The sequence below is a fragment of the Nonomuraea sp. NPDC050680 genome, assembly GCF_040654555.1.
Lineage (GTDB): Bacteria > Actinomycetota > Actinomycetes > Streptosporangiales > Streptosporangiaceae > Nonomuraea.
This window is the reverse complement of record NZ_JBFAIF010000004.1, coordinates 603,740-628,376: the sequence shown is the minus strand read 5'-3', so window position 1 is coordinate 628,376 and position 24,637 is coordinate 603,740. Positions and strand designations below refer to the sequence as shown.

Here is a 24,637-nt window from a genome sequence, read left to right as displayed (position 1 = left end):
CCTTTACGCGAGGGGGATCCAGACCCGCATCCCGCGGCCGTCGCGGTTGTCCCACTGGTAATAGGGGATCGCCGTGGCGGTCACGCGGGAGCCGGTGGAGAGCTCCCCGGGGGGTGTGGTGGTGTACGGCAGGCCGCCCACCGGCTGAGAAACGACTTGGGCGTCGGCCTCGATCAGGACGGTGCGCCCGACGCCGTCGAGGTCGTCCTTGTCCAGGACGCGCAGTTCGGCGCCCGCGGGCAGCGCCAGGTCCGGAAGGTCCACGCCTTCGGGCTGGTCGGCCTGCTCGAAGCAGTAGACGAGCGGCCCGCGCTCCACGGCGACGCATCCCCTGACGGCGTCGACGCGGCGATGCGGGTGGACGAGCCGGGGCGCCATGTCCAGCTCCAGCTCGACGCTGTCGCCCGCCCGCCACTCGCGGGTCAGCACGACGTAGCCGCGCTCGTCCGGCACGGCCACCGCCGACTCGCCGCCGACCGTCACCGTGGTGGAGGCGCTCCACGCGGGCACCCGCAGCGCCAGCGACCACGGCGTGCCGGGCGCGCGCTCCACGGTGAACGTGACGCGGCCGTCCCAGGGGTAGTCGGTGGCGACGGCCAGCGTGAGTTCGCCGTCGGTGATGGTCCCCGGCATGTACTGATGGACGAGCAGGGTGTTCTCGGTGGTCGTCGCGACGTGGCCGCCGAGGGAGGAGACGAGCCGCATGATGTTGGGCGGGCAGCAGGCACAGGCGAACCACTCGCGCCGCCGACCGGCGTAGGCTCCTTCGACGTGGTCGTCCCTGCGCTGGAGCGGGTTGACATAGAAGAAGCGGATGCCGTCCGCCGAGGTCGAGGCGGCGAAGGCGTTGTAGAGCGTGCGCTCGATCAGGTCGGCGTAGCGGCCGTGGCCGGTGGCCAGGAGCAGCCGCCAGTTCCAGTGGATGCTGGCGATGGCCGCGCAGCTCTCGTTGTAGGCGCGGTCCGGCGGCAGCTCCCAGCGGTCACCGAACGCCTCGTCGGAGTGGCGGCTGCCCATGCCCCCGGTCAGGTGGGTCTTGGTGGCGACCAGGTCCTCCCAGCGCCGGACCGAGCACTCCAGCAGCGACTCGTCGCCGGTCTCCAGGTAGACGTCGACGATGCCCGCCTCCAGGTACAGCTGGCGCACCGCGTGCCCGACCGCCGTGTCCGCCTCCCTGACCGGAAGGTGGTCCTGGGCGTACAGGATGCCGAGCCCGCTGTCGCGGATGAGCCCCTTGCCCCGGTTGTCGATCAGCTTCGCGGCCAGGTCCAGGTAGGAGCGCTCGCCGGTGACCCGATAGAGCTCCACCAGCGCGGTCTCGACCTCGGCGTGCCCGTCGATGCCGTCGTCGCCACCGCGCAGGAAGACCTCCGCCAGGTGGTCGGCGAATTTCCGGGCGACCTCGAGCAGCTCCGCGCCGGTGCCCGCGCGGGTGGCGGCGACGGCGGCCTGGAACAGGTGGCCCGCGCAGTACATCTCGTGGCTGTACTCGAGCTCGGCGTAGATCTTGTCCGGCTTGACGACCTGGTAGTGGGAGTTGAGGTAGCCGTCGGGCCGCTGAGCGCGCTTGAGCACCTCGGCCGCCTGCTCGACGAACTGCGGGTACTCCGCCGACGGGCGCCTGGCGTGCTCCCAGGCGACGGCCTCGAGCTGCTTGTACAGGTCGGAGTCCTGGAAGCGGTAGCCGCGGAACTCGCCCTCGCCGGCCGCACCGGCTCCGGCCAGTCGCAGGTTGGGCAGGCTGCCCGCCTCTTCCATCTGCTCCAGCCCGAGCGGGATGCTCGCCGCGCGGTTGACGCTCTGCCACCGTCCGAACGGACCACCGGTGATCACGACGTCGTGGATGCCCAGCGGCCGCTGCACGGCCTTCGATTCCGCGGTCGGTACGGCAGGGCCGCAGGCCTGGTCCATCGAACTCCTCGCACATGGGGAATAGGCTTTCCTTGGCGAACAGTAAGGTGTTACACATCACTGGTCAACCCTCTGGGTGGTTGGACCGTGACCAGGATGTTGAGGAAGGGAAACCGGTTGTCTGAATTTTCCCAGCGCGCAGTGACCATCCGTGAGGTCGCCGCGGCCGCCGGAGTGTCGATCGGCACGGCGTCCAAGGCGCTCAACGGCCAGGGCCGGCTGCGCGAGGAGACCAGGGCGCGGGTGATCGCCGCCGCCGAGCGTCTGGAGTTCCGGCCGAACAAGCTCGCCCAGGGACTGCTGCACGGCCGTACCTTCACCGTCGGCCTGGTGACGTGCGACAGCTTCGGGCGCTTCAGCATCCCGGTCATGCTCGGCGCCGAGGACGCGCTGGGCGCCGGCCAGATCTCGGTGTTCATGTGCGACACGCGCGACGACCCGATCAGGGAGCAGCACTACGTCGAGCGTCTCCTGGCCAGGCGGGTGGAGGGCATCATCGTCACCGGCCGGCGTACCGAGCCCCGGCCGAGCATCGGCACCGGCCTGCCCGTCCCGGTCGTCTACGCCATGACCCAGTCGACGGAGCCCACCGACTTCTCGGTGATCCCCGACGACCTGGGTGGGAGCCTCCTGGCCGTACGGCATCTGCTGGCCACCGGGCGGCGGCGGGTCGGCCACATCACCGGGCCGCAGCGGTTCCTGGCCGCGCGGACGCGCGCGGCGGGGTTCGCCGACGCCCTGGCGGAGGCGGGGGCGACGGCGGCGGGCGAGACGCTGTTCGGGGAGTGGTCGGAGGAGTGGGGGCGGCAGGGCGCCGACATCCTGCTCCGCACCCAGCCGGAGGTCGACGCGGTGTTCTGCGGCAGCGACCAGATCGCCAGAGGGGTCGCCGAGACGCTCAGGGATCGTGGCCGGCGCATCCCCGACGACGTGGCGCTGGTGGGCTTCGACAACTGGGCGCCGATGGCGCTCGGCTCACGGCCGCCGCTCACCACGGTCGACATGAACCTGGGTGAGATCGGACGCGCGGCCGCCACGCACCTGCTGGACGTGATCGGCGGCGTACCGCACCAGGGAGGGGTACGGCGGATGCCGTGCAGCCTGGTGCTGCGGGAGTCGACCCGCGCCTGAGGGGTCGCCTGGAAGTTGGCGACTCACTTTTGGTCAAGCGGTGAGGCGGTCGGACATTCGGAGCGAACCTGGAGTGTCTGGGCAACGTCGGCTGACGGCCGTGCCACCGGTCCCCTCGCCTGGACCGGCGGGCCGTACGGCCTTAAAGGCAGCCGGCCGACTCTGATCGCCATCTCCCGCCGCGCACCCGCCGCCGCGGCGGCCAAAGGCCGGTGGGCGGGCGCATTTCGAATTCAGGAGGTGCCGGTCATTATCGCCGCAGTGATTGCCGGAGCGGCAATCTCAGTGAGCCGCCTCGTACTGCTCCACGATGGTCGCGGCGATACGTCCGCGCTCGCTCACGGGTAGTCCCGCCTGCTTCGCCCACTGGCGAATTTCGGTGGACTTGTCGCGGCTGACCGTGCGCGCCGAGCCGACTCCGCGACGGACCTTACCACCGCGCTCCTTGCGGACCTGACGTGCCTTGACCAGGAACGGGGCAAGGGCTTTGCGCAACTTCTCCTCGTTCTTATCCGACAGGTCGATCTCGTAGGCAAAGCCGTCGAGGCCGAACCTGATTGTGTTCTCGGACGACAAGGCGGATCCGTCGAGGTCGTCAAGGAAGATCTCTTGAATTTGCTTGGCCATGCTGGTGCTCCGAATTCAGAGGCGAGAAGACAATGAGTACTGTAGCGTATGGTGCCGTTGTCCGGCGCACCCCTGGGGCGGTGGATAGCCAGGACAAAGAAAGCTCGGCTAATTGCATAGCGAGCTATTTCATTCCCGCTATCCGGGGCGGTCGCGGCGTCAGTGCGTCGCGGGTCCACGAGCCCAGCACCAACAGCGTTTTGGTGCCCGTGACGTTCCCGGCGCGGCGCAGGTGATCGATGACCTGCTGAAGATGACCGAGGTCGCGGGCCCGTACGTGGATCAGCGCGTCGGGGTCGCCGGCGATGGTGAAAACGGCCTGAACCTCCGCCACGTCGGTCGCCGTGCGGACGATCTCGCTCACCGGTGTCGTGCCCGCGTAACGCAGCTCGGTGAACGCCTCGATGCCCCATCCGAGCTTCGCGTAGTCGATCTGCACGCTGAAACCGGTGATGACGCCGAGCTCTTTGAGCCGGTCCACCCGGCGCTTGACCGCGGCCACCGAAAGGCCGATCGTGCCCGCCATGTCGGAGAAGGTGCGGCGCCCGTCCTCGCGCAGCAGACGCAACAGCCGATGATCAATATCATCTATTTCTGTCATGTGGGCACTCCTCAGCTTTTGGTGGAAAGAACCCTAGCGAAAGAGGCACAGGCCGCAAAGGTTTTGCGTCTTTGTCGTGTCTTCTTGGCCGATACTTGCGCGATGCCCGTCCGCGTTGCTGTGCTGGGGTCCCCACGAACCCCAGGGAGGCCCGCGTGAGCGTCACCCTCGACGACAAGTACACGGCTGAGGACGGCCGGGTGCTCATGTCGGGCCTGCAGGCCCTCGTCCGGCTGACGCTCGAACAGCGCCGCCTGGACCAGGAACGCGGGCTGGACACGCGCGTGTTCGTCTCCGGCTACCCGGGCTCGCCGCTGGCCGGCGTCGACCTGGAGATGGGCCGGGCCGCCCGGCTGCTCGAACCCGCGGGCGTGGTCGTCCGGCCGGCGCTCAACGAGGAACTGGCCGCCACCGCCGTGGCGGGGACCCAGCTCCTGGAGCGCCTGCCGGGCCGGCGGCACGACGGCGTGACCGGCTTCTGGTACGGCAAGAGCCCCGGCCTCGACCGGGCCGCCGACGCCATCCGGCACGGCAACCTGGCCGGCACCGCCGCGCTCGGCGGCGCGGTGGCCTGGATCGGCGACGACCCCGGCAGCAAGTCCTCGACCGTGCCGAGCACATGCGAGCCGATGTGCCAGAGCCTGTGCGTGCCGCTGCTCGCGCCGGGCTCGGTGGCGGAGATCATCGAGTTCGGGCTGCACGCGGTCGCCCTCTCGCGCGCCAGCGGCCTGTGGACCGGCCTGAAGATCGTCGCCGACCTGGCCGACGCGTCGGCCACCGTCGAGCTCGGCTCGCTGCGTGACGGCATCCCGGCCCCCGACCACCCGAGCCGGGCCACCCCGGGCGCCCTGGTCGGTCCGGCCGCGCTGGACGCCGAGCACGACATGCTGACCCGGCGGCTCGACGTGGCCCGCGACTACGCCCGCGCGCACGGCCTGAACCGGGTGGTGGCCGGCTCGCCGCGCGCCCGCCTGGGCATCGTCGCCTCCGGCGCGTCCTTCGCGGTGGTACGCCGGGCGCTGGCCGACCTCGGGCTGGACGAGGCGGCCATCGAGGATCTGGGTCTGCGGCTGATCCGGCTCGGCATGCCGTACCCGCTGGCGCCCGCCGACCTGGCCGCCATGACCGCGGACCTGGACCGGGTGCTCGTGGTGGAGGACAAGGTGCCGTTCCTGGAGGGGCAGCTGAAGCAGGCGCTGTACGAGGGCGCCCGCACGCCCGCCAGTTCCTCCGCCATCGCTGAGCGCGAGCTGCTCACCGCCCCCGGCACTCCCGCTGTCGTCGGGCGCGAGTTGCTCACCGCCCGCGGCACGCTCGGCGCGGAGGACGTGGCCAAGGCGCTGGCCACCTTCGCCGACACGCTCCCGCGCACCACCGTCCACCTGGCTCCCGCCCGGAAAGCACCGCGCCGCCTGCTGCCGGTGGTCGCCGCGCGTACGCCGTACTTCTGCTCGGGCTGCCCGCACAACACCTCCACCCGCACCTCGGACAGCACGCTGGTCGGCGTCGGCATCGGCTGCCACGCCATGATCGCCCTGGACGGCGCCGGACGCGGCAACCAGGTCGGCCTCACCCAGATGGGCGGCGAGGGCGCCCAGTGGATCGGCCTGGCCCCCTTCACCGATGACCGGCACTTCGTGCAGAACCTCGGCGACGGCACCTTCCACCACTCCGGCTCGCTGGCCGTCCGGGCCGCCGTCGCGGCCGGGGTGCCGATCACGTACAAGCTGCTCTACAACGACGCCGTCGCCATGACCGGCGGCCAGCGCGCGGAGGGCCGGCTCGACGTGCCCGCGCTGACGCGCTCGCTGGCCGCCGAGGGGGTCCGCCGGATCGTGATCACCACGCCCGAACCGGAGACCTACCGGGGTGTCCGGCTCGCGCCGATCGCCACCGTACGGCACCGCGACGGGCTGGCGGCGGCCGAGCAGGAGCTGGCCGAGCTCGACGGGGTGAGCGTGCTCATCCACGACGACCGGTGCGCGGCCGACGAACGCCGCCTGCGCAAGCGCGGCAAACTGCCCGTCCCGGCGGAGAAGGTCGTGGTCAACGAACGGGTCTGCGAGGGCTGCGGTGACTGCGGCGAGGTGTCGACCTGCCTGTCCGTGCAGCCCGTCGAGACCGTGTACGGCCGCAAGACCCGGATCCACCAGCCGTCCTGCAACTCCGACCTGAGCTGCCTCAAGGGCGACTGCCCATCGTTCCTGCTGGTCAAGCCGGGCACCAAGCGGGCACGGCCGATCCCGGAGCTTGCGGTGGATCGTGGGCCACGGCCGATCCCGGAGCTTCCGGTAGGGCTCACCGAGCCGGTCGCCCGCTTCCCCGGCCGTGAGGTGCTGCTGCGGATGCCCGGCATCGGCGGCACGGGCGTCGTGACGGTCTCGCAGATCCTGCAGATGGCGGCCCACCTCGACGGCCTGTACGCGGCCGGCCTCGAACAGACCGGGCTGGCGCAGAAGGGCGGCCCGGTCGTCAGCGACGTCCGCATCTCCCCGCACCCGATCGCCGGCTCCCCGAAGGCGTCGCGCGGCACCGCCGACGTACTGATCGGCTTCGACCTGCTCGGCGCGGCGGCCGACGCCAACCTGGCGGTCGCCGCGCCGGACCGTACCGTCGCCGTGGTCAGCAGCGCCGTCGTGCCGACCGCCGCCATGGTGACCGGGCGCGCCACCGTACCGGACTCGCCCGCCGACGCGATCACCCGCGTCGAGTCGGCCACCCGCGGCGCCGACAACCTCTATTTCGACGCCCACGGGCTCGCCGAGGCGCTGTTCGGCGACCATATGCCCGCCAACATGCTGCTCGTCGGCGCCGCGTTCCAGCACGGCTGCGTGCCGGTGTCCGCCGAGGCCGTCGAGCGGGCCATCCGGCTCAACGGGGCCTCCGCCGAGCAGAACCTCGCGGCGTTCCGCTGGGGCCGGGCCGCCGTCATCGACCGCCAGGCGGTGCTGGCGGCCGTGGAGACTCCAGCTCCGCAGGCCGAGACCTTCGAGCAGGCCCTGGCCACGCGGATCGCCGACCTGACCGGCTACCGCGACGCGGCCTACGCCGCCCGATACGCCGAGGACGTGCGCCGCGTGGCCGCGCTCGCCGCCGACCGCGTGGGGGAGGAGGCCGCCGCGCCGATCGCCCTCGCCTACGCCAAGGGGCTGCACAAGCTCATGGCCTACAAGGACGAGTACGAGGTCGCCCGGCTGCACCTGGACCCGGCCGAGCGAGCCAGACGGGAGCGGGAGTTCGGCGCGGACGCCAGCGTGTCGGTGCTGCTGCACCCGCCGCTGCTGCGGGCGCTGGGCATGAAGCGCAAGATCAGGCTGCGCCGCTCGGCGAACGTCGTCTTCCGCGTGCTGCGCGCCGCCAGGTTCCTGCGCGGCACGCCGTTCGACGTGTTCGGGTACGCCGGAGTACGCCGCGTCGAGCGGGCGATCATCACCGAGTACCGTGACCTGATGCGTGACGCTCTCGCCCGGCTGAGCCCGGCGACCGCCGACGCCGTGGCCGCGATCGCGGCGCTGCCGGAGGCGGTTCGCGGGTATGAGGACATCAAGCTCGCGCGGGTCGCGGAGTTCCGCGATCGCGCCAGGACCGCCCTCGCGCAGCTGAGCGAGCCCACCGGACCCCGCCCTCTGGAGAGAACGTGACCGTCGACCGCCTGCTGCCCACCCAGGACGCCGAGGACCTCATCGCCCTCACCCGGGACATCGCCGACAAAGAGCTGGCGAGCCGCGTCGATGAGCACGAGCGCGCCGAGACCTATCCGGAGGGCCTGTTCGCCACGCTCGGCGCCGCCGGGCTGCTCGGCCTGCCCTACCCGGAGGAGTTCGGCGGTGGCGGCCAGCCGTACGAGGTCTACCTTCAGGTGCTGGAGGAACTGGCGGCCCGCTGGGCCGCCGTCGCGGTGGCCACCAGTGTGCACACCCTGGCCTGCTTCCCCGTGGCCACCTACGGCACGCCCGAGCAGCGCGAACGCTGGCTGCCCGACATGCTGGCGGGCCGGCTCGTCGGCGGCTACAGCCTGTCCGAACCCCAGGCCGGGTCCGACGCCGCCGCCCTCACCTGCAAGGCGGAGAAGGTCGAGCACGGCTACCGGATCACCGGCAACAAGGCGTGGATCACCCACGGCGGCAAGGCCGACTTCTACGCCCTGTTCGCCCGCACCGGGCAGGGCAGCCGGGGCATCTCCTGCTTCCTGGCCCCCGGCGCGGCCGACGGCCTGACCTTCGGCCGCCCGGAGGAGAAGATGGGCCTGCACGCCATCCCCACCACCAGCGCGCACTGGGACGGCGCCGTCATCGAGGCCGACCGCCTGCTCGGTGAGGAAGGCCAGGGCCTGCCCATCGCCTTCAGCGCCCTCGACTCCGGCCGCCTCGGCATCGCCGCCTGCGCGACCGGCCTCGCCCAGGCCGCCCTGGACGCTTCTGTCGCCTACGCCAAGGAACGCCAGACCTTCGGCCGCAAAATCATCGACCACCAGGGCCTGGGCTTCCTGCTCGCGGACATGGCCGCCGCCGTGGACAGCGCCCGCGCCACCTACCTGGACGCCGCCCGCCGCCGCGACGCCGGCCGTCCGTACGGGCGACAGGCCAGCGTCGCCAAGCTGGTGGCCACGGACGCCGCGATGAAGGTCACCACGGACGCGGTACAGGTGTTCGGGGGGTACGGGTACACGCGTGAGTTCAGGGTGGAGCGGTACATGCGCGAGGCGAAGATCATGCAGATTTTTGAAGGCACGAACCAGATCCAACGCCTGGTGATCAGCCGCGACCTGGCCCGCTGACCCTGACCTGTCTTGCGCCCACCCGTTACCCGATTCGGTGGTTGCCCGTCTGATGCCCGCCCCGCCAAGAAGGGCCTCCGCTTCGCTCCGGGCGCTCTTCTGGGGGCGCCTCCGGCGCACAACGGGCTTCGCTGGTGGGCGCTTCGCGCTTTCAGGGCTCAGGCGTTGCTTCCAGTCGGGCCAAAGCCCCGACCCCTGAAGGGCCTCGCTGCGCTCGGACGCCCTACCCAGGCAGGCTTCGCCTGCACAGACTTCGTTGACCTTGGCCGGCTCGGAGCTTGATCAAATACGGCTCTAAGCGCTCGGAGAACGAGAAAAGCCCGGCCACCATGGGAGGCCGGGCTCTCTGCGTTGGATGTTGGGGGCTTATGCCGAGCTAGGGGAGGTCGAACTCACCGTCTTTGCTGCCTTCGATGAAGGCGCGCCACTCACCAGGAGTGAACACCAGGGCCGCTCCATCTGGATCCTTGCTGTGCCGGACGGCGACAACACCGGGAAGGTTCCGTGCTACTTCCACACAGTTGTTACCGCCGCCGCTGCGGCTGCTCTTGCGCCAATCGGCCTGTGAGAGATCAATCATGGGATAGATCATCCTTGATTTCAGAGATCAGCCCCAGGGAGTCATCCGGGGCCAGCGCCGCCTTGCAAATACGGTCAAAAACCAGCGAGCGAACTGCGAGAGGAGTTCGGGGCGCGTGCCCGGCCATGCCGACCAGACCCGTGCAGCCCAGACTGTAGCCCATCGTGCCAGCCGCAGAATAACTGCCGCCCAGCGGACAACTGCTTGCCGAACTACCACTGCGGGCCATGCCCGCCAAAGGATAAGAACTGCAAACCGGTAATGAACTGCGACCCCAACAAGTGCCGCCCCGACAAAAATAGGTAGGGACCGACATGGCCAGCCGACACCGCGATCCTGAGTCCGGGCAGCGCGCCTTTCTGCGCCGTATTCTCACCGAGGGCTCGAACCGCCTCGGTGTGACCCTGGCCGGGGATCCGGTGTTCGGCTGGCATGATCGAACGATCGGATCGGCTTCGCGGTCGGAGGACGATCGGTGTTGGCTTCGTGCGACCGCCGAACACCAGGATTGGGCGCACGGCCCAGCATGGACAGGCAATCGAGACGCTGCATCAATCAGTGATGTTCCCAAACCAACGTTGATTGCCCGTACTGAGTGGGACGAGGGGCCGGTGTGCATCTACGTGGAATTGATGACCTACGTACCTGATACGCCTTGCTCCCCCTCTCCGGAACTGGCCGTGTCCCAGTTCTTCCTGCGTCATGGTGGACGGACCTGCGCACCGCTGTCGATGCGCTTGCCCTGCATCCCACTCCGCGAGGCGATCATGACCCGTGGGCACTGGCCCGACGCGTTGAAGCCTTCTACGGCCGACCGCTCCATTTGCCCGAAACCCCGATTCTGCGCACTGAGCACACCGACTTGCACTGGGCCAACCTCACCCGACCTCGCCTGTGGCTGCTGGATTGGGAGCACTGGGCAAATCAGCGGTGCGCGGTGGACGCGGCCGAGCGGCGCGGTCGGTGATCGTATGAACGCCGGTGGGCAGCAGGGGCGCAGGCCCCGCGTGGACGTCCAGCGCAGCCGTGCGGCCCTTATTGAAGCGGTGCGGCGTCACCAGAGCCGCTCTTCTCGCGCGGACCGGAAGACGCTACGCTGATCACGATGAATACTTCCTGCTTCAGATTGGGGGCCCCGTTCGCGCAAGGTGAGTGCTGATGTCGCACTCGATCTCGAACGAGGATCCCCGCCTAACTCTCTGGCTGCGCGTGCGCGAGTTCGCCGTGCCGCCCCGCATGATCGAGTCAGCGACCGCCCGCCGTACCACCGGAGACTGGGCAGCGGCGTGCGCGGCAGCACACGTGGACGTCGATCTCAACCTTCGCCACATAGCGCGTCTCCACGGCCAGGAACTGGCCACTCACCTCCGGAGCGACCTCCGCCACCTGGCACCTGACCTGCTGCGCTGGCACATGCCAAGGATCGCCCCCAACGGCCTGATACGTCCGGGCCTGACCCTCTCGCTGGCCCAGTACCAGGAGAGGGACAACACGGTTCACCTCGTGGCCAGGACCCCGCCGGCCTGGGCGGATGCCGATCAGCGGATCAGCCTGGCGCTCTGGGACGGTTCCCGGTCCGGACCGCGTCCGTGTCCGCATCCGCACCCTCATCCGAATCGACGCTTCCGTCTCGACCTGCATCGCCACCTGTGGGATGCGCGCAGGGCCGGTGAGCTGCGTGCACGGTCCGAAACAGCGCCGCACGCACAAGGCTGGGCCGTCGATCGGTGGCCGGCCGAGGCCCGGTTGTTGCTCCGTGCCGAGGGGCAGGAGGGGGGTACGGTCGCCGTCCGGGTCGGCGGGCGACGTCAGGTGATCCTCGATGTGGACGCGTCCAGAGCCGGTAGCGGAGGACCCGCGCCGCCGCCGATCTTGCCTGACGCGGCGACCTGGGTGCTGCCCGACCTGGCGTTGCTGCGTACCGGTCTGATCGAGGCCGACAGGCTGCACCCGCTCGTCGCGGCGGCGCTTGTAGCCGGCCATTCGCCGGACACCAAACCACACGGCCACCAGAGCGAGAACGGGCCGCGAATGGTCGAGTGCCGCGGCGCCCAGCACCGGATCGCGCTCGTGAACGGCGTGCTGGTCGCCCTGGATCACGACGCGACCGAGATCCGGCGCGAGAGCCTGCTGGCCGAGTTGACCGGTACCCCGTTGCCCTGTCTGCGGCTGATCGAGGAGGCCCACCGCTCTCCGGAGTGCCTCCTCGACGTCGGCGCGCGACTGGAGCACGGCGACGCCGCCGGTGCTCAGGCCACCGTCGACGGGCTCCTCGGACCTGGTACGCGGCTGCCCGAGGGCGCGCTGCGCGACGTACTGGAAGAGGCGGCGCGGCGGCGGATCGACCACGGACTGTTCCGTGCCGGGCTCGGGTCGGGGCCGGGACCGGCCGAGCGACCGGACCGTCGCTCCCGTAAGGGCCGGGCACGCCCGCGCCACGCCACATTCCGCTGACGCTTTCCTAGACCTCCAAGGTGATACATCATGCTTTCGTCTGTTCACGCCTCGCGTCTTGAAGTCGCCGGCGATCTGCTGTCCCTGCTCCGCGACACCACCACGGAGCCACGTACCGACACGCAGTTGGAGGCTCTGACCCTGGCCGTGGCGGCCGACCTGCCCGTCCTGCTGTGGGGGGAGCCGGGGATCGGCAAGACCGCGGCGCTGCGGCAACTCGCCGAGGCGCTCGACCTGCCGCTCACGACGGTGATCGCGAGTGTGCACGAGCCGTCCGACTTCTCCGGCCTGCCGGTGGTCGGTGACGACCCCGCCGTGCAGGGCGTCCCGATGGCGCCGCCGGATTGGGCCGTACGTCTGGCTCACGCGGGCCGGGGGCTGCTCTTCCTGGACGAACTGTCCACGGCACCGCCCGCCGTACAGGCCGCCCTGCTCCGCCTGGTTCTGGAACGACGGGTCGGGGCCCTGCGGCTCCCGGCAGGTGTCCGGATCGTGGCGGCCGCCAACCCGCGTTCCTCTGCCGCCGACGGTTGGGAGCTGAGCCCGCCGCTCGCCAACCGGTTCGTCCACCTGCAGTGGCGTCACGATCACGATGTCGTCCTACGCGGCCTCGGCGGGACCTGGCCGCGCGCGAGCCTGCCATGGCTCGACCCGGAGCGGCTGTCCGAGGCGGTGAGGTTCGCCCGGCGTGCGGTGTGCGGGCTCCTCACCGCCCGCCCCGATCTCGTACACCGGCTGCCGAACAACGAGGCGCACCGGGGCGGCCCGTGGCCCTCACCTCGCAGCTGGGAGATGGCGTTGTGCCTGACCGCCTTCGCCACCGCGGCCGACGCGTCCAAGGACGTGCTGTCCATGCTGGTCAGAGGCACAGTGGGAGACGGGCCCGGGCTGGAGCTGCTTGCCGCCATGGATCGGATGGACCTCCCCGACCCCGAGGCGTTGCTGGCCGACCCGGCGACGGCCGAGCTGCCCCAGCGGGGTGACCTGCGCCAGGCCGTACTTGACGGTGTGGTCGCGGCGGTGCGGAAGCGGCCGGAAAAGGGCCGGTGGGACGCGGCATGGGAGCTGCTGGTGCGAGCGCTGGAGACGGGCGCCCCGGACCTGGTGGTCGTGCCCGCCTCCACGCTCGCCGCGCTGCGCCGCCCGGACTGGAAGGTCCCGTCCTCGATCGAGCGGCTCGCCGGGGTGATCTCCTTGAGCAGGAAGGCGGATGAGCTCGCGGCGCGGGGGACGGGCTGATGGACCTGGAGAAGCTCTTCACCGCCCGGTTGTACGCCGCGCGCGCCCGGCCCTATCTGGCGACGGCGCTGTTCGCGCTGCACCCGGTGGAGTCGCGGTTCGTGCCCACGATGGCCGTGGATCGGCACTGGCGGTGTTACGTCTCACCGGCGTTCGTCGCGCGGACCCCCGTGGAGGAGTTGGCGGGCGTGTGGGTGCACGAGGTCTCCCATCTGCTGCGCGACCATCACGGCCGCAGCGATCGGGTCGCCCGGCAGCGGGAGTTGACGGGACGGGGAGAGCGGCTGCGCATGAACATCGCCGCCGACCTCGAGATCAACGACGACGTGTACGGTGACGGGCTGGTCCGGCCTGAAGGCGCCGTCCAACCGAAGACGCTGGGGCTGCACGAAGGCGAGCTCATGGAGGACTATCTGCGCCAGTTCCGACTTGGGCCGTACACGCAGGGTCTGGTCTGGCTGGACTGCGGCAGCGGCGCCGACGGACTCGAGCGGGAGTGGGATCTCGGGCCGGAGGGCGCGAACGGGCTCAGCGACCACGAGCGGGAGGCGGTCCGGTTCCGGGTGGCGCAGGGCATCAACGCCCATCCGGGGAACGCGCCGAAGGGATGGCGGCGGTGGGCCGAGGACGTCTTCCACCCGCCGCAGCCGTGGCGGGACCTGCTCGGCACGGCCATCCGCTCGGCGGTGTCAGGACCCGGCGTGGGCGAGGACTACACCTACGGCAGGCCGCCGCGGCGCTCGGCCGGCCTGCCCGGCGTCATCCTGCCGAGCCTGCGGCGCAGGCCGCCGCGGATCAGCGTGGTCATCGACACCTCCGCGTCGGTCAGCGACGCCGAACTGGGCAGCGCGTTGCTGGAGGTCGCCGCGATCGTCCGCGCCGTGGGCGGCCGGCGCGACCTGGTCAGCGTGCTGTCCTGCGACGCGGCGGCCCGGCTCGCGCAACCTCTGTGCCGGGCCGAGGGGATGACGCTGGTGGGCGGTGGCGGCACGGACCTGCGGGCGGGCATCGCCAAGGCGCTGCGGGGGAGCCCACGGCCGGACGTCATCGTGGTCCTGACCGACGGACAGACCCCATGGCCGCGGGAACGGCCGGCGTCCCGCATGGTGGTGGGGCTGTTCTCCCGGACCAAGCGGTCGTACGAGAGCGATCCCGACTACGTGCCGGACACGCCGCCCTCATGGGCACGGGTGGTCGACATCGGCTAGGCAGATCGGCCATCTTCCATCGTCGCTATATGGCTACGGTGGGAACGGCCTCTTGGGTGGCCCGGATGAAGCGGGCGCCCCATTCCTGGACGTGCGCGGCGAACTCCGGCGGTCCCAGCACCTCGAACTCGGCGCCCACGTTGCCCAGTGCCTGGGTCGGCCAGTCGAGGGAGGTCGAGGTCATGGTGATCCGGCAGCGGTCCTGATCGAGCGGTTCGATGGTGCCCCACTGGCCGACCGCCTGCCGTACCCGGGCCGCGGGGGCGTGGACGAGCGCCTGGACCGTGTACGGCGCCGGGACTCCACTGACCGCCTGGACGAAGGCCGCGGCGTCCTCGGCCGGGAGTGCCCGCGGACGGAAGCGGGTGCCGGTCGCGGTCGGCTCGGTCAGCCGGTCGAGGCGGAAACTGCGCCAGTCGTGTCGGCCCAGGTCGTAGGCCACCAGGTACCAGCGTCCGCCGAGTGCGACCACGCGGTGCGGCTCGACCTCGCGCTCCGTGGGTGCGGAGCCCCTGGCCGTGTAGCCGAAGCGCAGCCGCTCCTCGTCCCGGCAGGCCTGGGCGACCGCCGTGAGCAACTCCGCCGCGACGATCGGCCCGGAGGCGGCGACGGAGAGGGTCATCGCCCGCAGGGCGTCCACCCTGGCCCGCAGCCGGGGCGGCAGGACCCGTACCACCTTGGTGAGTGCGCGCAGCGACGCCTCCTGCATCCCGGCGATTCCGCTCTGCGCGGCGTCGCCGAGGCCCACCGCCAGCGCCACCGCCTCCTCATCGTCGAGCAGCAGCGGCGGCAGCACGGCGCCGGGCGCGAGCTGGTAGCCGCCGTCGGTGCCCCGGGCCGCACCGACCGGGTAGCCGAGCTCGCGCAGCCGGTCCACGTCGCGGCGCAGGGTCCGCTCGGAGACCCCGAGCCGGTCGGCCAGTTCCAGACCGGGCCAATGCCGGTGGGTCTGCAGCAGCGAGAGCAGTCGGAGGGTCCGTGAGCTGGTGTTCGCCATACCCCCATCCTCGCCCGACTTCCGGTCAAAAAGTGGCCTGAAGTCTTCCTAGAGTCGGTCTCAACGGCAACACCCGAGGTAAGGACAGACGAATGATCACCCGCGAGATCCAGCTGACCACCCAGATCACCGGCGCCCCCACGCTCGACCATTTCGCCGTCGCCAAGACGGAGGTGGACGGCGAGGTCCTGGTACGCACCGACCAGATCGGGCTCGCCGCGACCTACCTGGAGCTGATGCGGGCCGACTGCACCATCCCGGTCCCGGCCTGGCAGCCGGGGCAGCGGGTGGGCGTGGCCGCCATCGGCACCGTGGTCCGCTCCGACAGTTCTGAGCTCGCGGTCGGCGACCTGGTCCAGTCGATGACCGGCTGGAGCGAGTACTCGGCGGGCCCGGCCGCCCAGTACATGAAGCTTGATCCCGTCGCGGACCCCGGCTACTACCTCGGTCAGGGGCCGACGGCCTACTACGGGATGGCCGACGTGGCGGGCGTCGACGAGGGCGACGTGGTGTTCGTCTCCGGCGCGGCGGGCGGGGTCGGCTCACTGGCCGGGCAGATCGCCAAGTGCCTCGGCGCGGCGCGGGTGATCGGCAGCGCCGGCAGCCCCGCCAAGGTCGACTATCTGGTGAACGAGCTCGGCTACGACGCCGCGTTCGACTATCACGACGGCTCGCCAGTGGATCGGCTACGGGAGCTCACGCCTGAGGGCATTTCGGTGTTCTTCGACGTCGTGGGCGGCGAGCAGTATCAGGCCGCGCTGCAGGCGGCCAGGCCCGGCGCCCGCTTCGCGCTGTGCGGCTCGCTGTCCAGCCAACTCGGCGACGCGGCCGAACGCTTCCCCGCACCCGACCCTGCCGCGGCCCAGGCCGGCGGCATCCAGCTGCTGCCGTTCTCCTGCCACCACACCCCCGACCAGATCGCCGTCTGGCGGGAACACTTCAGCACCTGGCTGGGCGAGGGCCGCTTCGTCTACCCGCAGACGGTCATCAAGGGCGGGGTCGAAGACGTGCCGCAGGCGTTCTTGTCCCTGCTCCAGGGCTCCTACCGGGGCAATGTCTCGGTGCGGCTGTCATGACGACTCTCTCGAGCAGGGCCTTGAACCGGGCCCTGCTGGGCCGCCAGTTCCTGCTGGCCCGCACCGATCACACCCCGCTGGAGGTGATCGGACGCCTGGTCGCGCTGCAGGCACAAGAGCCCAACTGGCCCTACGTCGGGCTGTGGAGCAGGATCTGCGGCTTCACCCACGCCCAGCTCACCACACTGCTCCAGGACCGCAAAGTGGTCCGCGCCGGCCTGCTGCGCGCCACCCAGCACCTCGCCGCGGCCGACGACTTCCGCCGGCTGCGGCCGGTGCTGCAGCCCGTCCTCGACCGCACCGCCCGCTCGGCGTACTTCGCCCGCGACAACGCGGGCCTGGACCCCGCTTCGCTGGTCGCCACCGGGCTTGAGCTGCTGGCGGGCGAGACGACACCGCGAAAGGAACTGGCCCGGCGGCTGGCCGACCGCCACCCGGGCCGCGACGGGCGCATCCTCGCCGGAGAGGTCGAGCTCAGAACTCCCCTCATTCACAACCCGGCCACCGGCACATGGGGCTCCTGGGGCACCCGATCGGCCGTCTCCGTCACGCCCGCCGAGACCTGGCTCGGCCGGCCCATGACCCCGGCGACCGCCAAGGACCTCATCCGCCGCTATCTGGCGGCATTCGGCCCAGCCGGGATCATGGACGTACAGGCCTGGTCCGGGCTGACCCGCCTCGGCGAGATCATCTCCGACATGCGCGCCGAACTGCGCCACTACCGCGACCCCGACGGCAGGGAACTGATAGACGTGGCCGACGCGGAACTGCCCGACCCCGACACGCCCGCCCCCGTGCGACTGCTGCCCGCCTTCGACAACGCCCTGCTCGGCCACGCCGACCGGTCGCGCATCATCAGCCACGAGGACCGAAAGCGCGTGATGCCGGGCCAGGCACGAGTACGGCCCACCTTCCTGGTGGACGGTCACGTGCACGGAAGCTGGTCCCTCGAAGGCGACACCCTGCGCCTCACGCCGTTCCGCCCGCTGTCCGCTACCGATCAGGCGGCCTTGGAACAGGAGACGAAGCGCCTGCTGCCATTCGTGGGAGGCAAGAACGTGTCCTACAGCAGCCCGACCGCGACCCGATCGTTCTGAGCATCCACCCCGGCATCGAAACAGACCCAGCCCTTGGCGATCTGCCGCCCCCTCTGACTAGCAGGTGGTGCCGGCCACCTCGTAGTAGTTCGGTCCCGTCTGACGCAAGGTCGTCGTCACGAACGTGTTCCACAAGCCCATCGCCTGGTCGGAGCCGTTGGCGTAGGCGTAGCCGCCGGACTGGTGGGCCCGGCCAGCCTGGGTGTGCGCGTAGTTGGTGGCGGTGAAGCAGGGTTGCGGCGACGGGGTGGGGGTGGGGGTGGGCGTCGGCGTGGGGGTCGGCGGTGATCCCGTGTCGAGGCCGAAGAAGCGGGTGTCGTAGTAGGCCGAGCAGATGGTGTCGAGGAAATAGGCGCCCGCCGTACCGCACTGCTCCGCGGCGCCGCCCGGGTCGACCGGCGTGCCGTGCCCCATCCCGGCGACGCGGTAGAAGCGGACCTCGCCGCCGCCGTACGTCTCCATCGTGGTGCCACCCGGCAGGTTCGTCGTCGAGGCGGGAGTAGGTGACAGGCCGAGAACGTCGGTGAACTGGTCCCTGAGCTCGACGCCGTTGGCCTTGTTGACCACGTAGTCGGCCTGGCCGTGCCAGATCGAGACCCTCGGCCGTGACCCGGTGTAGCCGGGGTACGCGCCACGTACCAAGGCTCCCCAGTCCTTGGGGGTCTTGGTGACAGGGCCGTTCATGCAGGCGCTGGTCGAGGCGGGTGGGGAGCAGCGGTACGGCAGCCCCGCGACGATGGAGGCCGCGTCGAACAGCTCCGGGTACGCCGCGACCATGACCGCGGTCATCGCGCCGCCCGCGGACAGGCCGGTGATCGAGATGCGCCCGGGGTCGAGCTGGTAGCTGGTCGTCGCGTACGACACCATCTGGGCGATGGACAGCGCTTCGCCCTGGCCGCGCCCGATGTCGCCTTCCTGGAACCACTGGAAACAGTTCGACGGCGGGGTGGTGGCCTCGGGGAAGATCAACGCGAACCCGTACAGGTCGGCGAACTTCCGCCAGCCGGAGTTGGTGTAGTAGGCGTTGGCGCTCTGCGTACAGCCATGCAGGGCGACGACGGCGGGGGACCCCGCGGGCAGGCCGTCGGGGCGGTAGACCCACATGTTCAGGGCGCCCGGGTTCGAGCCGAACCCCGTGACCTTCGTCAGGGAGGCCGCCCGGGACGGGGGCGCGACGGCGAGTACGGCGAGGATGAGGACGAGTGCCGTCACGGCTCTGACGACGGCTCGGCTGGGGAGTGGAAACATCGGCGACTCCGTGGTTCACACACCTGGCGATTGCCCGTGACGGTACGTTCCGGGCGAACGGCCTGATATGTGGCACGCACCAGAATTCCCAGAGGCGCACATGTGCGGCCGGCCCATACCTCTGTCGCGACCTCCAACGTCGGCAACGGCCTGGGCGCCTGGCTCGCCGGCCCTCTTCACCGGCCGGTTCGCGACCTCAGCAAGGATCCAACCAGCTCCTGAGCTGCCCCGATAGACAGCGACAGCCGTGGTCCGCTGCAGGGCGGTCGGCCGGTGGGTTCCAGCGGGTGATGCGGACCTCGCGCAGCCATGCTTCGACTGTGGCGGGGTACGGGTCTCGTACAGGTCGTCGGACGGCCACACCAGCTCCATCACGGTCGGATTGCCACACCGGCCAGCAGCACGGTGCCGGGGACGTTGGTCACGGGAGGTCCTTCACGGGACCGTCGAAGTGGATGCCTTCCAGGAGGTCGGCGGTCGGCCGGTCCAGGACGTGCACGCCGGCCGCCGGGCTGGTGCGGCCGGCCCGGACCCGCCCCAGCAGCGCTTCCCAGCGGCGATGATGCAGCGCGAACGTTCGCGTCGCCACGACCCGCCCCCTGGCCTGCTGGCCGGCCAGCGCGTCCGCGGGCGGGGCGTCGAGCAGCAGCAGGTGGAACGGGGCCGCCGACCGGCGCGCCAGCCAGGCGAACCCGTGTAACACGGCGGACCCGCAGCCGCGATTGTGCGCGATCACCGCGGTTCCGCCCCGCAACGCCCGGCCGATGCGCCACACATGCGTCGTGAACACCACCGCGGTACGCACCGGCTTGGGCGCCCAGCCCAGGCTCGTGCTCCACCGCAGGCGTGACTGCGCCGAGTCGATCACCACCACCGCGCCCGCCACGACCGGGCGGCTCTCCGTGCCGTCCAGGGCGTACAGGCGGCGCAGCAGCGTGGTCTTGCCCGCACCGGGCAGGCCGGTCAGGATCACCAGGGAGCCGGCCGGGTAGCGCAGCGTCCCAGCGGCCTCCGGAGCCGCCGGCACCGAGATAGTCAAGACCCTCACCCTCACCCCGATAGGACGGACACGTGCGTTGGTCACATTTTGCTGCACGACAGGTGACAAGAGTGCCGCATTAGCGCTCTTATCCGCAGATCCAGGGAGATGGCGTGGCCGGTGAATGTGGATGGCGCGTGCGGGTCGCGACGCGTACACCGACGGCGTCCAGGAGGCCGACCTCATCGGCCGGGGCGGTGCCGGGTTGGGGGCGGTAGCGCCTAGGATGGCGGGAAAGCGCTTTCAAGGAGGGCGTCCCATGATCTGCCAGGGCTCACGCTGATGGCCCCCATCGCGCTGTGCCACACCGATCGTGGCGAGGGCGAGACTCTGCTGCTCGTGCACGGCTGGGGCGGGCACGCCCGTACGTGGGCGCCCATCGCCGACGCGCTCCAGCCGCATCACCGGGTGATCGCCGCCGACCTGCGCGGGCACGGCGGGTCGCCGGTGCCCGCGGCCGGCTACCGGCCCATCGACCTGGCAGAGGACCTCGTGGCCCTGCTCGACCGCCTCGACGCAGGCCCGGTCGTCGCCGTGGGGCACTCGATGGGCGCCCAGGTCGTCACCGCCCTGGCCGTGGAGCACCCCGAACACGTCTCCGCGCTGGTGGCCGTCGATCCCGCCTATGGTGCGGACGCCGCCGAGGAGCGGCTGTTCGCCAAACGGCTGGCCGCCCTGCGCGCCAAGGGCGCGGCGGCCGCCGTCCGCCAGCTCGGCGCGCTGCCCGCCGAGGTACGCGCCCAGCTGCTCGCCACCCCCGGACACGTGCTGGCCGCGTGCTATGAGGGCATGTACCTGGGCCCGGACGCGTTCGGCGCCCGGCCCGCGACGCGCCGCTACCTGGCCAGACGCACCCGCCCGGTCCTCTGCGTCCGCTCGCTGAGCGAGCCGGCCGCGTGGGAGTCCTCGATCCCCGCACCTTCCGGGTCACAGATGGTCACGTGGGACGGCACCGGACATTTCCTGCATCTGGAACGCCCCCATGCCTTCGCCGGCCTCCTTCGCCGCTGGCTCGCCACCCTCCGCCCGCACGCCGGCGCGTAGCGCCAAGTCTTACGCGCCCGCGACCTCGCGTCGGCGTAGGCGCAGGTCGACAATCAGCGAGCGGGCTACCGACCGGCGCATCCGTCAGAGGGCGTCGCGTGAGTCGAATGTGATTGCCAGGTCAGCAGGCTCTGACTTCATCGAGGTAGGAGCCCCAGCCGTGGCGGAAGAAGAAGGTTTTGTGCGGTTTGAGCACCTTGCACTCACTGTCGAAGTTGTACTGGATGACGATCTTGACGCGAATGGTGCGCCCGCAGTCGTTGCGGACCTTGACCCACTTGTTGTAGTCGTGTCCGGTCCAGGTTGTGGCGCAGTCTGGGGCGCCGTCCCGGGCGGCCGAATCGGTCGATGCTGAAGCGCCATAGGCGGGAAGCGCGACCAGAGCGGCAGAGACGAGTGCCGCCATCGCCGCGAGTCGGATCTTTCCTCTCATGCTCATCTTGCGTGTCCCCTTTCTTCTCCGAAATGTCACGTCAACCGTAGGAGCGGGGATGTTGAGGGCATGTTGAGGATGTGTTGGCCTCTGGGCATGCTGCTGCGTATTCGTGTCAGAGCCCGAATTCCGGTACGAAAAAGTGCCTTCCACTCTGTCTCGGCTGCGACCCCAGCAAGTCACCGCCGAACAGGTTAGAAGGCACCTTTTCGCGCTATCTCATATTTCGCAGAGCAATCAGGCCCGGTGCCAACCCTCGGGGAGAAGAGGCTCCTGCTTCGCGGAAGGGGCCGAGTCGTAGTAGAGGAAGAGGGCCCAGTCCCGTCCGTTGGTCGCACAGGCCGAATGGTCCCAGGTCCACCAGCCCTGACTGGCGCCCCATCTGCGCTGAGCCTCGCAGGTCCCCTCGTCCGGATAGAAATTGAAGATGTACCAGACTCCCGGGACGGCGTTCGCCTGCGCGGCGGACGGTGCGCTGTCCGCCCAAGCGGGCGCGCCCAGCGTCATGCCGCCGGCGGCGAGCGCGGCCGTGATCGCGAGCGTCGTCGCGGCTTTCTTGATTGTTCGCACTGTTCTCTCCTGAGTTTGATTCATCGGATCGAAGATCAGGGGGAGGGGTCGTAGACGACCCAGAGGGCCCATTGGCCGTTGAGGGGGCGGCAGGTGAATCCGATGGCGCCGTTTCCGTGCACGTATGCCCGGCCGACTTCGGCGCAGCTGTCCAGGCTGGAATACCAGCCGCCCCATTCCTGGTGGCTGGCCACCTGTGCGGGGGCCGCCACTTGCCGGCTCGCAGAGCTGCTCTGTGCCGCGAATGCGGGGACCACGGGCGTCAGCGCCAGGCTCAGGCCGACTACGCCGACGGCTATTCGCCTCGCCATGCGATGGTGCATACTTCATCCCTTCTTCTGGATCGAAAACCCTTAGGCGGGGACGGAGACGCTGAGACGGTCTCCGACCGGTATGGGACTCGTACCCGGAGCGATGATTAGGGACAGTCCCTGGCAGTGCGTTCCTTGGTAAACGGTGACGGCGACATTCGTGCGATTTGTGACATTGTTGAAGGCTGATATGGTGCTGTGACAACCGGCCGTGGGATTGTTATACACGATTCTTTGTCCGGGGGGCTGGTGGAAGAATCAGTGTTCCCGTGGCGGCTTCCGTGGGCGCCGCGATGAGCGCCATGCCTGCGACCAGTGTCGTCATCGCGAGTAACCGTGCCGCCGTTCTCAATGCGACCCTCCTTTTGTCGCGAATCTCCAGGGGATTTCGACGCTGTGGACATCATGGTCGCCGTATTCGCTGTCGTTTCGCTGGCGTGGCGCTGACATGTTCTTGTGGAAGGAGTCAGCGTGCGGGGCCATGGACCATCGGACGGGGTCCGGCCAGTGCCGGCGGGCGGCGCGGGGGTGGCGGTGAGTCACCGGGCGTAAAGATCGCCGGGTCGCGCGGGTACGGCGGATCAGGCGAGTCTCGGGTCACGTGGGTACGGCGGATCAGGCGAGTCTCGGGTCACGTGGGTACGGCGGATCAGGCGAGTCTCGGGTCGCGCGGGGATTCCGGCCTTCGACCGGCGTGTGGTCGGCATCGACGTACGCGCCTTCCGCGCCGGCGCCGGTCGGTCGCAGCCGTCCAGCGGAGCGCCGTCGTCCACCTCGCGTGAAAAACGATTTTTCAAGATCCGCCTTTTTTGACCTCTCTTCCGTACACGTTTCGACAGTTGAACGCGGAAGGAGAAGCCATGACCCCACTGCGATCCGTCCCGCGAACTCACACCCCGCATGCCTGGCCCCTGTGCGAAGACGTGCAGGCCGTCCGGTATGCCCGAACGGTCGTCCGTGACGTGCTGACCGGACTGGAACTGAGTCCCGATCTCGTCGATGACGCCGTGCTAATGGCCAGCGAATTGGTGACAAATGCCTTTCTCTATGGAGAGGCACCCTATGAGCTGGTGCTTCACGCCGATCCCGAGGAGATCGTGTGCATGGTGGTGGACTGCGGTCTGCCGCTGCCGGTGGCCCGTGTGGTCGACGCCGACGCCGAGCGCGGGCGGGGGCTGTGCATCGTCGCCGCGCTCTCTGAGGGCTTCTGGGGATGCCATCCGCAGAAGTACGTCACCAGTCCGGGGCGTATCGGGAAGGCGACGTGGTTCGCGTTGCCGTACCGGCGACCCAGGACGCCGGCTGTACGGCGGGGCGGGCTGTTCGCGGGGAGCGGGCCCGGAAGTGCCGCCTAACACCTGACGCCGGAGCGGGAGGAACGGGCGCTGTGGGGGCGCCTGTTCGATCCGCGAGCTGGTCACAACGACACGCCGCCGGTTTAATGCGATGCCGTCTGCCGGGGATGCGTGGTTGGGTGGGTCCCATGGATGCCCCTCGCTTGCTGGCCTGCCTGGCCGACGAATACGGCCTGCTCAGAGCCGCGGCCTCCGCCGCGCCGGACGCGGCGCCCGTGCCGAGCTGTCCGGGATGGACCGCCGCCGATCTGGTCGCGCACATCACGGAGGTCTACCTGCACAAGGCCGAGACGATACTGCGCGGGGAGTGGCCGACGCCGTGGCCGCCCGACCTGTCCGGCGAGGAGCCGTTCGCGGTGCTCGACCGGGCCTACGCCGAGTTGATGGCGGAGTTCGCCGCGAGGACCCCGGACGAATACGCGCTCACCTGGTACGAGCCCGACCAGACCGTCGGGTTCTGGATCAGGCGCATGGCGCAGGAGACGGTGATCCATCGCGTCGACGCCGAGCTCGCGGCCGGCCTGCCCGTGACGCCCGCCGCCGATGACCTGGCCCTCGACGGGGTGGACGAGGGGCTCAAGGTGATGCTCGCGCACGAGTTCGCCCTCTACCCCGAGAGTTTCGCCGAGGCCGTGCGCCCCGACCTCAAGGGGGCGATCGCGGTCGTCAGCGGAGAGCGCGCCTGGCTCGTACGGGCCACGCCCACTGAGGTCACCGTCGCTGACGAGGCCGCCGACCGGGCGGTCGAGCAGGCGCAGACCGTTGTGTCGGGGGCGCCCGACGAGTTGCTGCGCTGGGTGTGGGGCAGGGGCGGCGAGGTGTCGATCACCGGCGACCCCGAGCAGGTCACCTACCTGCGCCGACTCCTCTCCCTCGCGACCCAGTGACCCAGTGACCCAGTGATCCAGCAGTACTTTCCGGCCGCACCGGTTGGGTGCG

21 protein-coding genes are annotated in these 24,637 nt (G+C 70.2%); 11 read left to right on the top strand and 10 right to left on the bottom strand.

Annotated elements, in window-relative coordinates; translation table 11 throughout:
- Positions 1 to 3: 3 nt before the first annotated feature.
- Positions 4 to 1,911, bottom strand: a complete 1,908-nt coding sequence (locus AB0H88_RS18570) for a beta-L-arabinofuranosidase domain-containing protein (RefSeq protein WP_357645888.1) — start codon at positions 1,909 to 1,911, stop codon at positions 4 to 6.
- 141 nt (positions 1,912 to 2,052) lie between these two features.
- On the opposite strand from AB0H88_RS18570, the gene AB0H88_RS18565 reads away from it, so the two are divergent.
- Complete coding sequence (locus AB0H88_RS18565; protein ID WP_357645886.1) at positions 2,053 to 3,042, top strand: LacI family DNA-binding transcriptional regulator; 990 nt, start codon at positions 2,053 to 2,055, stop codon at positions 3,040 to 3,042.
- A 282-nt stretch (positions 3,043 to 3,324) separates the two neighbouring features.
- Here the strand turns inward: AB0H88_RS18565 and AB0H88_RS18560 are convergent, their stop codons facing one another.
- Entirely contained in the window at positions 3,325 to 3,669 is a 345-nt protein-coding gene (locus AB0H88_RS18560; protein ID WP_225294690.1) for an Lsr2 family protein, read from the bottom strand.
- Between the two features lie 124 nt (positions 3,670 to 3,793).
- On the bottom strand, positions 3,794 to 4,270 hold the full coding sequence (locus AB0H88_RS18555) for an Lrp/AsnC family transcriptional regulator (protein ID WP_357645884.1): 477 nt from the start codon (positions 4,268 to 4,270) through the stop codon (positions 3,794 to 3,796).
- Positions 4,271 to 4,341: 71 nt separating this feature from the next.
- On the opposite strand from AB0H88_RS18555, the gene AB0H88_RS18550 reads away from it, so the two are divergent.
- Both AB0H88_RS18550 and AB0H88_RS18545 read left to right on the top strand, forming a co-directional pair.
- Positions 4,342 to 7,911, top strand: coding sequence for an indolepyruvate ferredoxin oxidoreductase family protein (locus AB0H88_RS18550; protein ID WP_357645882.1), 3,570 nt, complete (start codon positions 4,342 to 4,344; stop codon positions 7,909 to 7,911).
- A complete protein-coding gene (locus AB0H88_RS18545) occupies positions 7,908 to 9,047 on the top strand; it encodes an acyl-CoA dehydrogenase family protein (RefSeq protein WP_357645880.1) in 1,140 nt (379 codons plus the stop codon). The genes AB0H88_RS18550 and AB0H88_RS18545 overlap by 4 nt, the downstream gene beginning before the upstream one ends.
- Before the next feature lie 376 nt (positions 9,048 to 9,423).
- Here AB0H88_RS18545 and AB0H88_RS18540 read toward each other — a convergent pair whose 3' ends face one another.
- Positions 9,424 to 9,627, bottom strand: a complete 204-nt coding sequence (locus AB0H88_RS18540; protein WP_357645878.1) for a DUF397 domain-containing protein — start codon at positions 9,625 to 9,627, stop codon at positions 9,424 to 9,426.
- Between the two features lie 1,158 nt (positions 9,628 to 10,785).
- Between AB0H88_RS18540 and AB0H88_RS18535 the strand changes: the two genes are divergently transcribed.
- From AB0H88_RS18535 to AB0H88_RS18525, 3 genes are read left to right on the top strand one after another with little or no spacing between them, the layout of a single operon-like run.
- Positions 10,786 to 12,081, top strand: coding sequence for a hypothetical protein (locus AB0H88_RS18535; RefSeq protein ID WP_357645876.1), 1,296 nt, complete (start codon positions 10,786 to 10,788; stop codon positions 12,079 to 12,081).
- Between the two features lie 30 nt (positions 12,082 to 12,111).
- Positions 12,112 to 13,320, top strand: coding sequence for a MoxR family ATPase (locus AB0H88_RS18530; RefSeq protein ID WP_357645874.1), 1,209 nt, complete (start codon positions 12,112 to 12,114; stop codon positions 13,318 to 13,320).
- Positions 13,320 to 14,528: a VWA-like domain-containing protein gene (locus AB0H88_RS18525; protein ID WP_357645872.1), complete on the top strand. Its 1,209-nt coding sequence runs from the start codon at positions 13,320 to 13,322 to the stop codon at positions 14,526 to 14,528. Before AB0H88_RS18530 ends, AB0H88_RS18525 begins: the two co-directional genes overlap by 1 nt.
- Before the next feature lie 25 nt (positions 14,529 to 14,553).
- On the opposite strand, the gene AB0H88_RS18520 is transcribed toward AB0H88_RS18525, so the two are convergent.
- A complete protein-coding gene (locus AB0H88_RS18520) occupies positions 14,554 to 15,525 on the bottom strand; it encodes a YafY family protein (protein WP_357645870.1) in 972 nt (323 codons plus the stop codon).
- 92 nt (positions 15,526 to 15,617) lie between these two features.
- Here AB0H88_RS18520 and AB0H88_RS18515 point away from each other — a divergent pair, with 92 nt between their 5' ends.
- Positions 15,618 to 16,601: an NADP-dependent oxidoreductase gene (locus tag AB0H88_RS18515; protein WP_357645868.1), complete on the top strand. Its 984-nt coding sequence runs from the start codon at positions 15,618 to 15,620 to the stop codon at positions 16,599 to 16,601.
- On the top strand, positions 16,598 to 17,698 hold the full coding sequence (locus AB0H88_RS18510; RefSeq protein WP_357645866.1) for a winged helix DNA-binding domain-containing protein: 1,101 nt from the start codon (positions 16,598 to 16,600) through the stop codon (positions 17,696 to 17,698). Before AB0H88_RS18515 ends, AB0H88_RS18510 begins: the two co-directional genes overlap by 4 nt.
- A gap of 57 nt (positions 17,699 to 17,755) precedes the next feature.
- Here AB0H88_RS18510 and AB0H88_RS18505 read toward each other — a convergent pair whose 3' ends face one another.
- Both AB0H88_RS18505 and AB0H88_RS18500 read right to left on the bottom strand, forming a co-directional pair.
- Positions 17,756 to 18,946: a PHB depolymerase family esterase gene (locus AB0H88_RS18505; RefSeq protein ID WP_357645864.1), complete on the bottom strand. Its 1,191-nt coding sequence runs from the start codon at positions 18,944 to 18,946 to the stop codon at positions 17,756 to 17,758.
- 421 nt (positions 18,947 to 19,367) lie between these two features.
- Positions 19,368 to 19,985 (bottom strand): AAA family ATPase, encoded by a 618-nt coding sequence (locus AB0H88_RS18500; RefSeq protein ID WP_357645862.1) that lies wholly within the window; start codon positions 19,983 to 19,985, stop codon positions 19,368 to 19,370.
- A 282-nt stretch (positions 19,986 to 20,267) separates the two neighbouring features.
- Here AB0H88_RS18500 and AB0H88_RS18495 point away from each other — a divergent pair, with 282 nt between their 5' ends.
- Entirely contained in the window at positions 20,268 to 21,029 is a 762-nt protein-coding gene (locus AB0H88_RS18495) for an alpha/beta hydrolase (RefSeq protein WP_357645860.1), read from the top strand.
- A gap of 121 nt (positions 21,030 to 21,150) precedes the next feature.
- Here AB0H88_RS18495 and AB0H88_RS18490 read toward each other — a convergent pair whose 3' ends face one another.
- The 3 genes from AB0H88_RS18490 to AB0H88_RS18480 all read right to left on the bottom strand — a co-directional run bounded on the left by AB0H88_RS18490 (position 21,151) and on the right by AB0H88_RS18480 (position 22,343).
- A complete protein-coding gene (locus tag AB0H88_RS18490; protein ID WP_357645858.1) occupies positions 21,151 to 21,462 on the bottom strand; it encodes a hypothetical protein in 312 nt (103 codons plus the stop codon).
- 237 nt (positions 21,463 to 21,699) lie between these two features.
- Positions 21,700 to 22,032 carry a hypothetical protein gene (locus AB0H88_RS18485; RefSeq protein WP_357645856.1) on the bottom strand — a complete coding sequence of 111 codons (333 nt, stop codon included), beginning with the start codon at positions 22,030 to 22,032 and terminating at the stop codon, positions 21,700 to 21,702.
- 35 nt (positions 22,033 to 22,067) lie between these two features.
- A complete protein-coding gene (locus AB0H88_RS18480; protein WP_357645854.1) occupies positions 22,068 to 22,343 on the bottom strand; it encodes a hypothetical protein in 276 nt (91 codons plus the stop codon).
- An 860-nt stretch (positions 22,344 to 23,203) separates the two neighbouring features.
- On the opposite strand from AB0H88_RS18480, the gene AB0H88_RS18475 reads away from it, so the two are divergent.
- Together AB0H88_RS18475 and AB0H88_RS18470 are read left to right on the top strand one after the other, a co-directional pair.
- A complete protein-coding gene (locus tag AB0H88_RS18475) occupies positions 23,204 to 23,698 on the top strand; it encodes an ATP-binding protein (RefSeq protein ID WP_357645852.1) in 495 nt (164 codons plus the stop codon).
- Between the two features lie 128 nt (positions 23,699 to 23,826).
- Positions 23,827 to 24,585, top strand: coding sequence for a maleylpyruvate isomerase family mycothiol-dependent enzyme (locus AB0H88_RS18470; RefSeq protein WP_357645850.1), 759 nt, complete (start codon positions 23,827 to 23,829; stop codon positions 24,583 to 24,585).
- Positions 24,586 to 24,637: the final 52 nt, after the last annotated feature.

Excerpts from the sequence above, each read along its gene's own strand:
- AB0H88_RS18475 (WP_357645852.1), top strand. The coding sequence starts at position 23,204 with ATGACCCCACTGCGATCCGTCCCGCGAACTCACACCCCGCATGCCTGG.
- AB0H88_RS18560 (WP_225294690.1), bottom strand. The coding sequence starts at position 3,669 with ATGGCCAAGCAAATTCAAGAGATCTTCCTTGACGACCTCGACGGATCC.
- AB0H88_RS18530 (WP_357645874.1), top strand. The coding sequence starts at position 12,112 with ATGCTTTCGTCTGTTCACGCCTCGCGTCTTGAAGTCGCCGGCGATCTG.
- AB0H88_RS18535 (WP_357645876.1), top strand. The coding sequence starts at position 10,786 with ATGTCGCACTCGATCTCGAACGAGGATCCCCGCCTAACTCTCTGGCTG.
- AB0H88_RS18570 (WP_357645888.1), bottom strand. The coding sequence starts at position 1,911 with ATGGACCAGGCCTGCGGCCCTGCCGTACCGACCGCGGAATCGAAGGCC.
- AB0H88_RS18480 (WP_357645854.1), bottom strand. The coding sequence starts at position 22,343 with ATGGCGAGGCGAATAGCCGTCGGCGTAGTCGGCCTGAGCCTGGCGCTG.
- AB0H88_RS18490 (WP_357645858.1), bottom strand. The coding sequence starts at position 21,462 with ATGAGAGGAAAGATCCGACTCGCGGCGATGGCGGCACTCGTCTCTGCC.
- AB0H88_RS18505 (WP_357645864.1), bottom strand. The coding sequence starts at position 18,946 with ATGTTTCCACTCCCCAGCCGAGCCGTCGTCAGAGCCGTGACGGCACTC.
- AB0H88_RS18510 (WP_357645866.1), top strand. The coding sequence starts at position 16,598 with ATGACGACTCTCTCGAGCAGGGCCTTGAACCGGGCCCTGCTGGGCCGC.
- AB0H88_RS18555 (WP_357645884.1), bottom strand. The coding sequence starts at position 4,270 with ATGACAGAAATAGATGATATTGATCATCGGCTGTTGCGTCTGCTGCGC.
- AB0H88_RS18520 (WP_357645870.1), bottom strand. The coding sequence starts at position 15,525 with ATGGCGAACACCAGCTCACGGACCCTCCGACTGCTCTCGCTGCTGCAG.
- AB0H88_RS18470 (WP_357645850.1), top strand. The coding sequence starts at position 23,827 with ATGGATGCCCCTCGCTTGCTGGCCTGCCTGGCCGACGAATACGGCCTG.
- AB0H88_RS18495 (WP_357645860.1), top strand. The coding sequence starts at position 20,268 with ATGGCCCCCATCGCGCTGTGCCACACCGATCGTGGCGAGGGCGAGACT.
- AB0H88_RS18515 (WP_357645868.1), top strand. The coding sequence starts at position 15,618 with ATGATCACCCGCGAGATCCAGCTGACCACCCAGATCACCGGCGCCCCC.
- AB0H88_RS18525 (WP_357645872.1), top strand. The coding sequence starts at position 13,320 with ATGGACCTGGAGAAGCTCTTCACCGCCCGGTTGTACGCCGCGCGCGCC.
- AB0H88_RS18540 (WP_357645878.1), bottom strand. The coding sequence starts at position 9,627 with ATGATTGATCTCTCACAGGCCGATTGGCGCAAGAGCAGCCGCAGCGGC.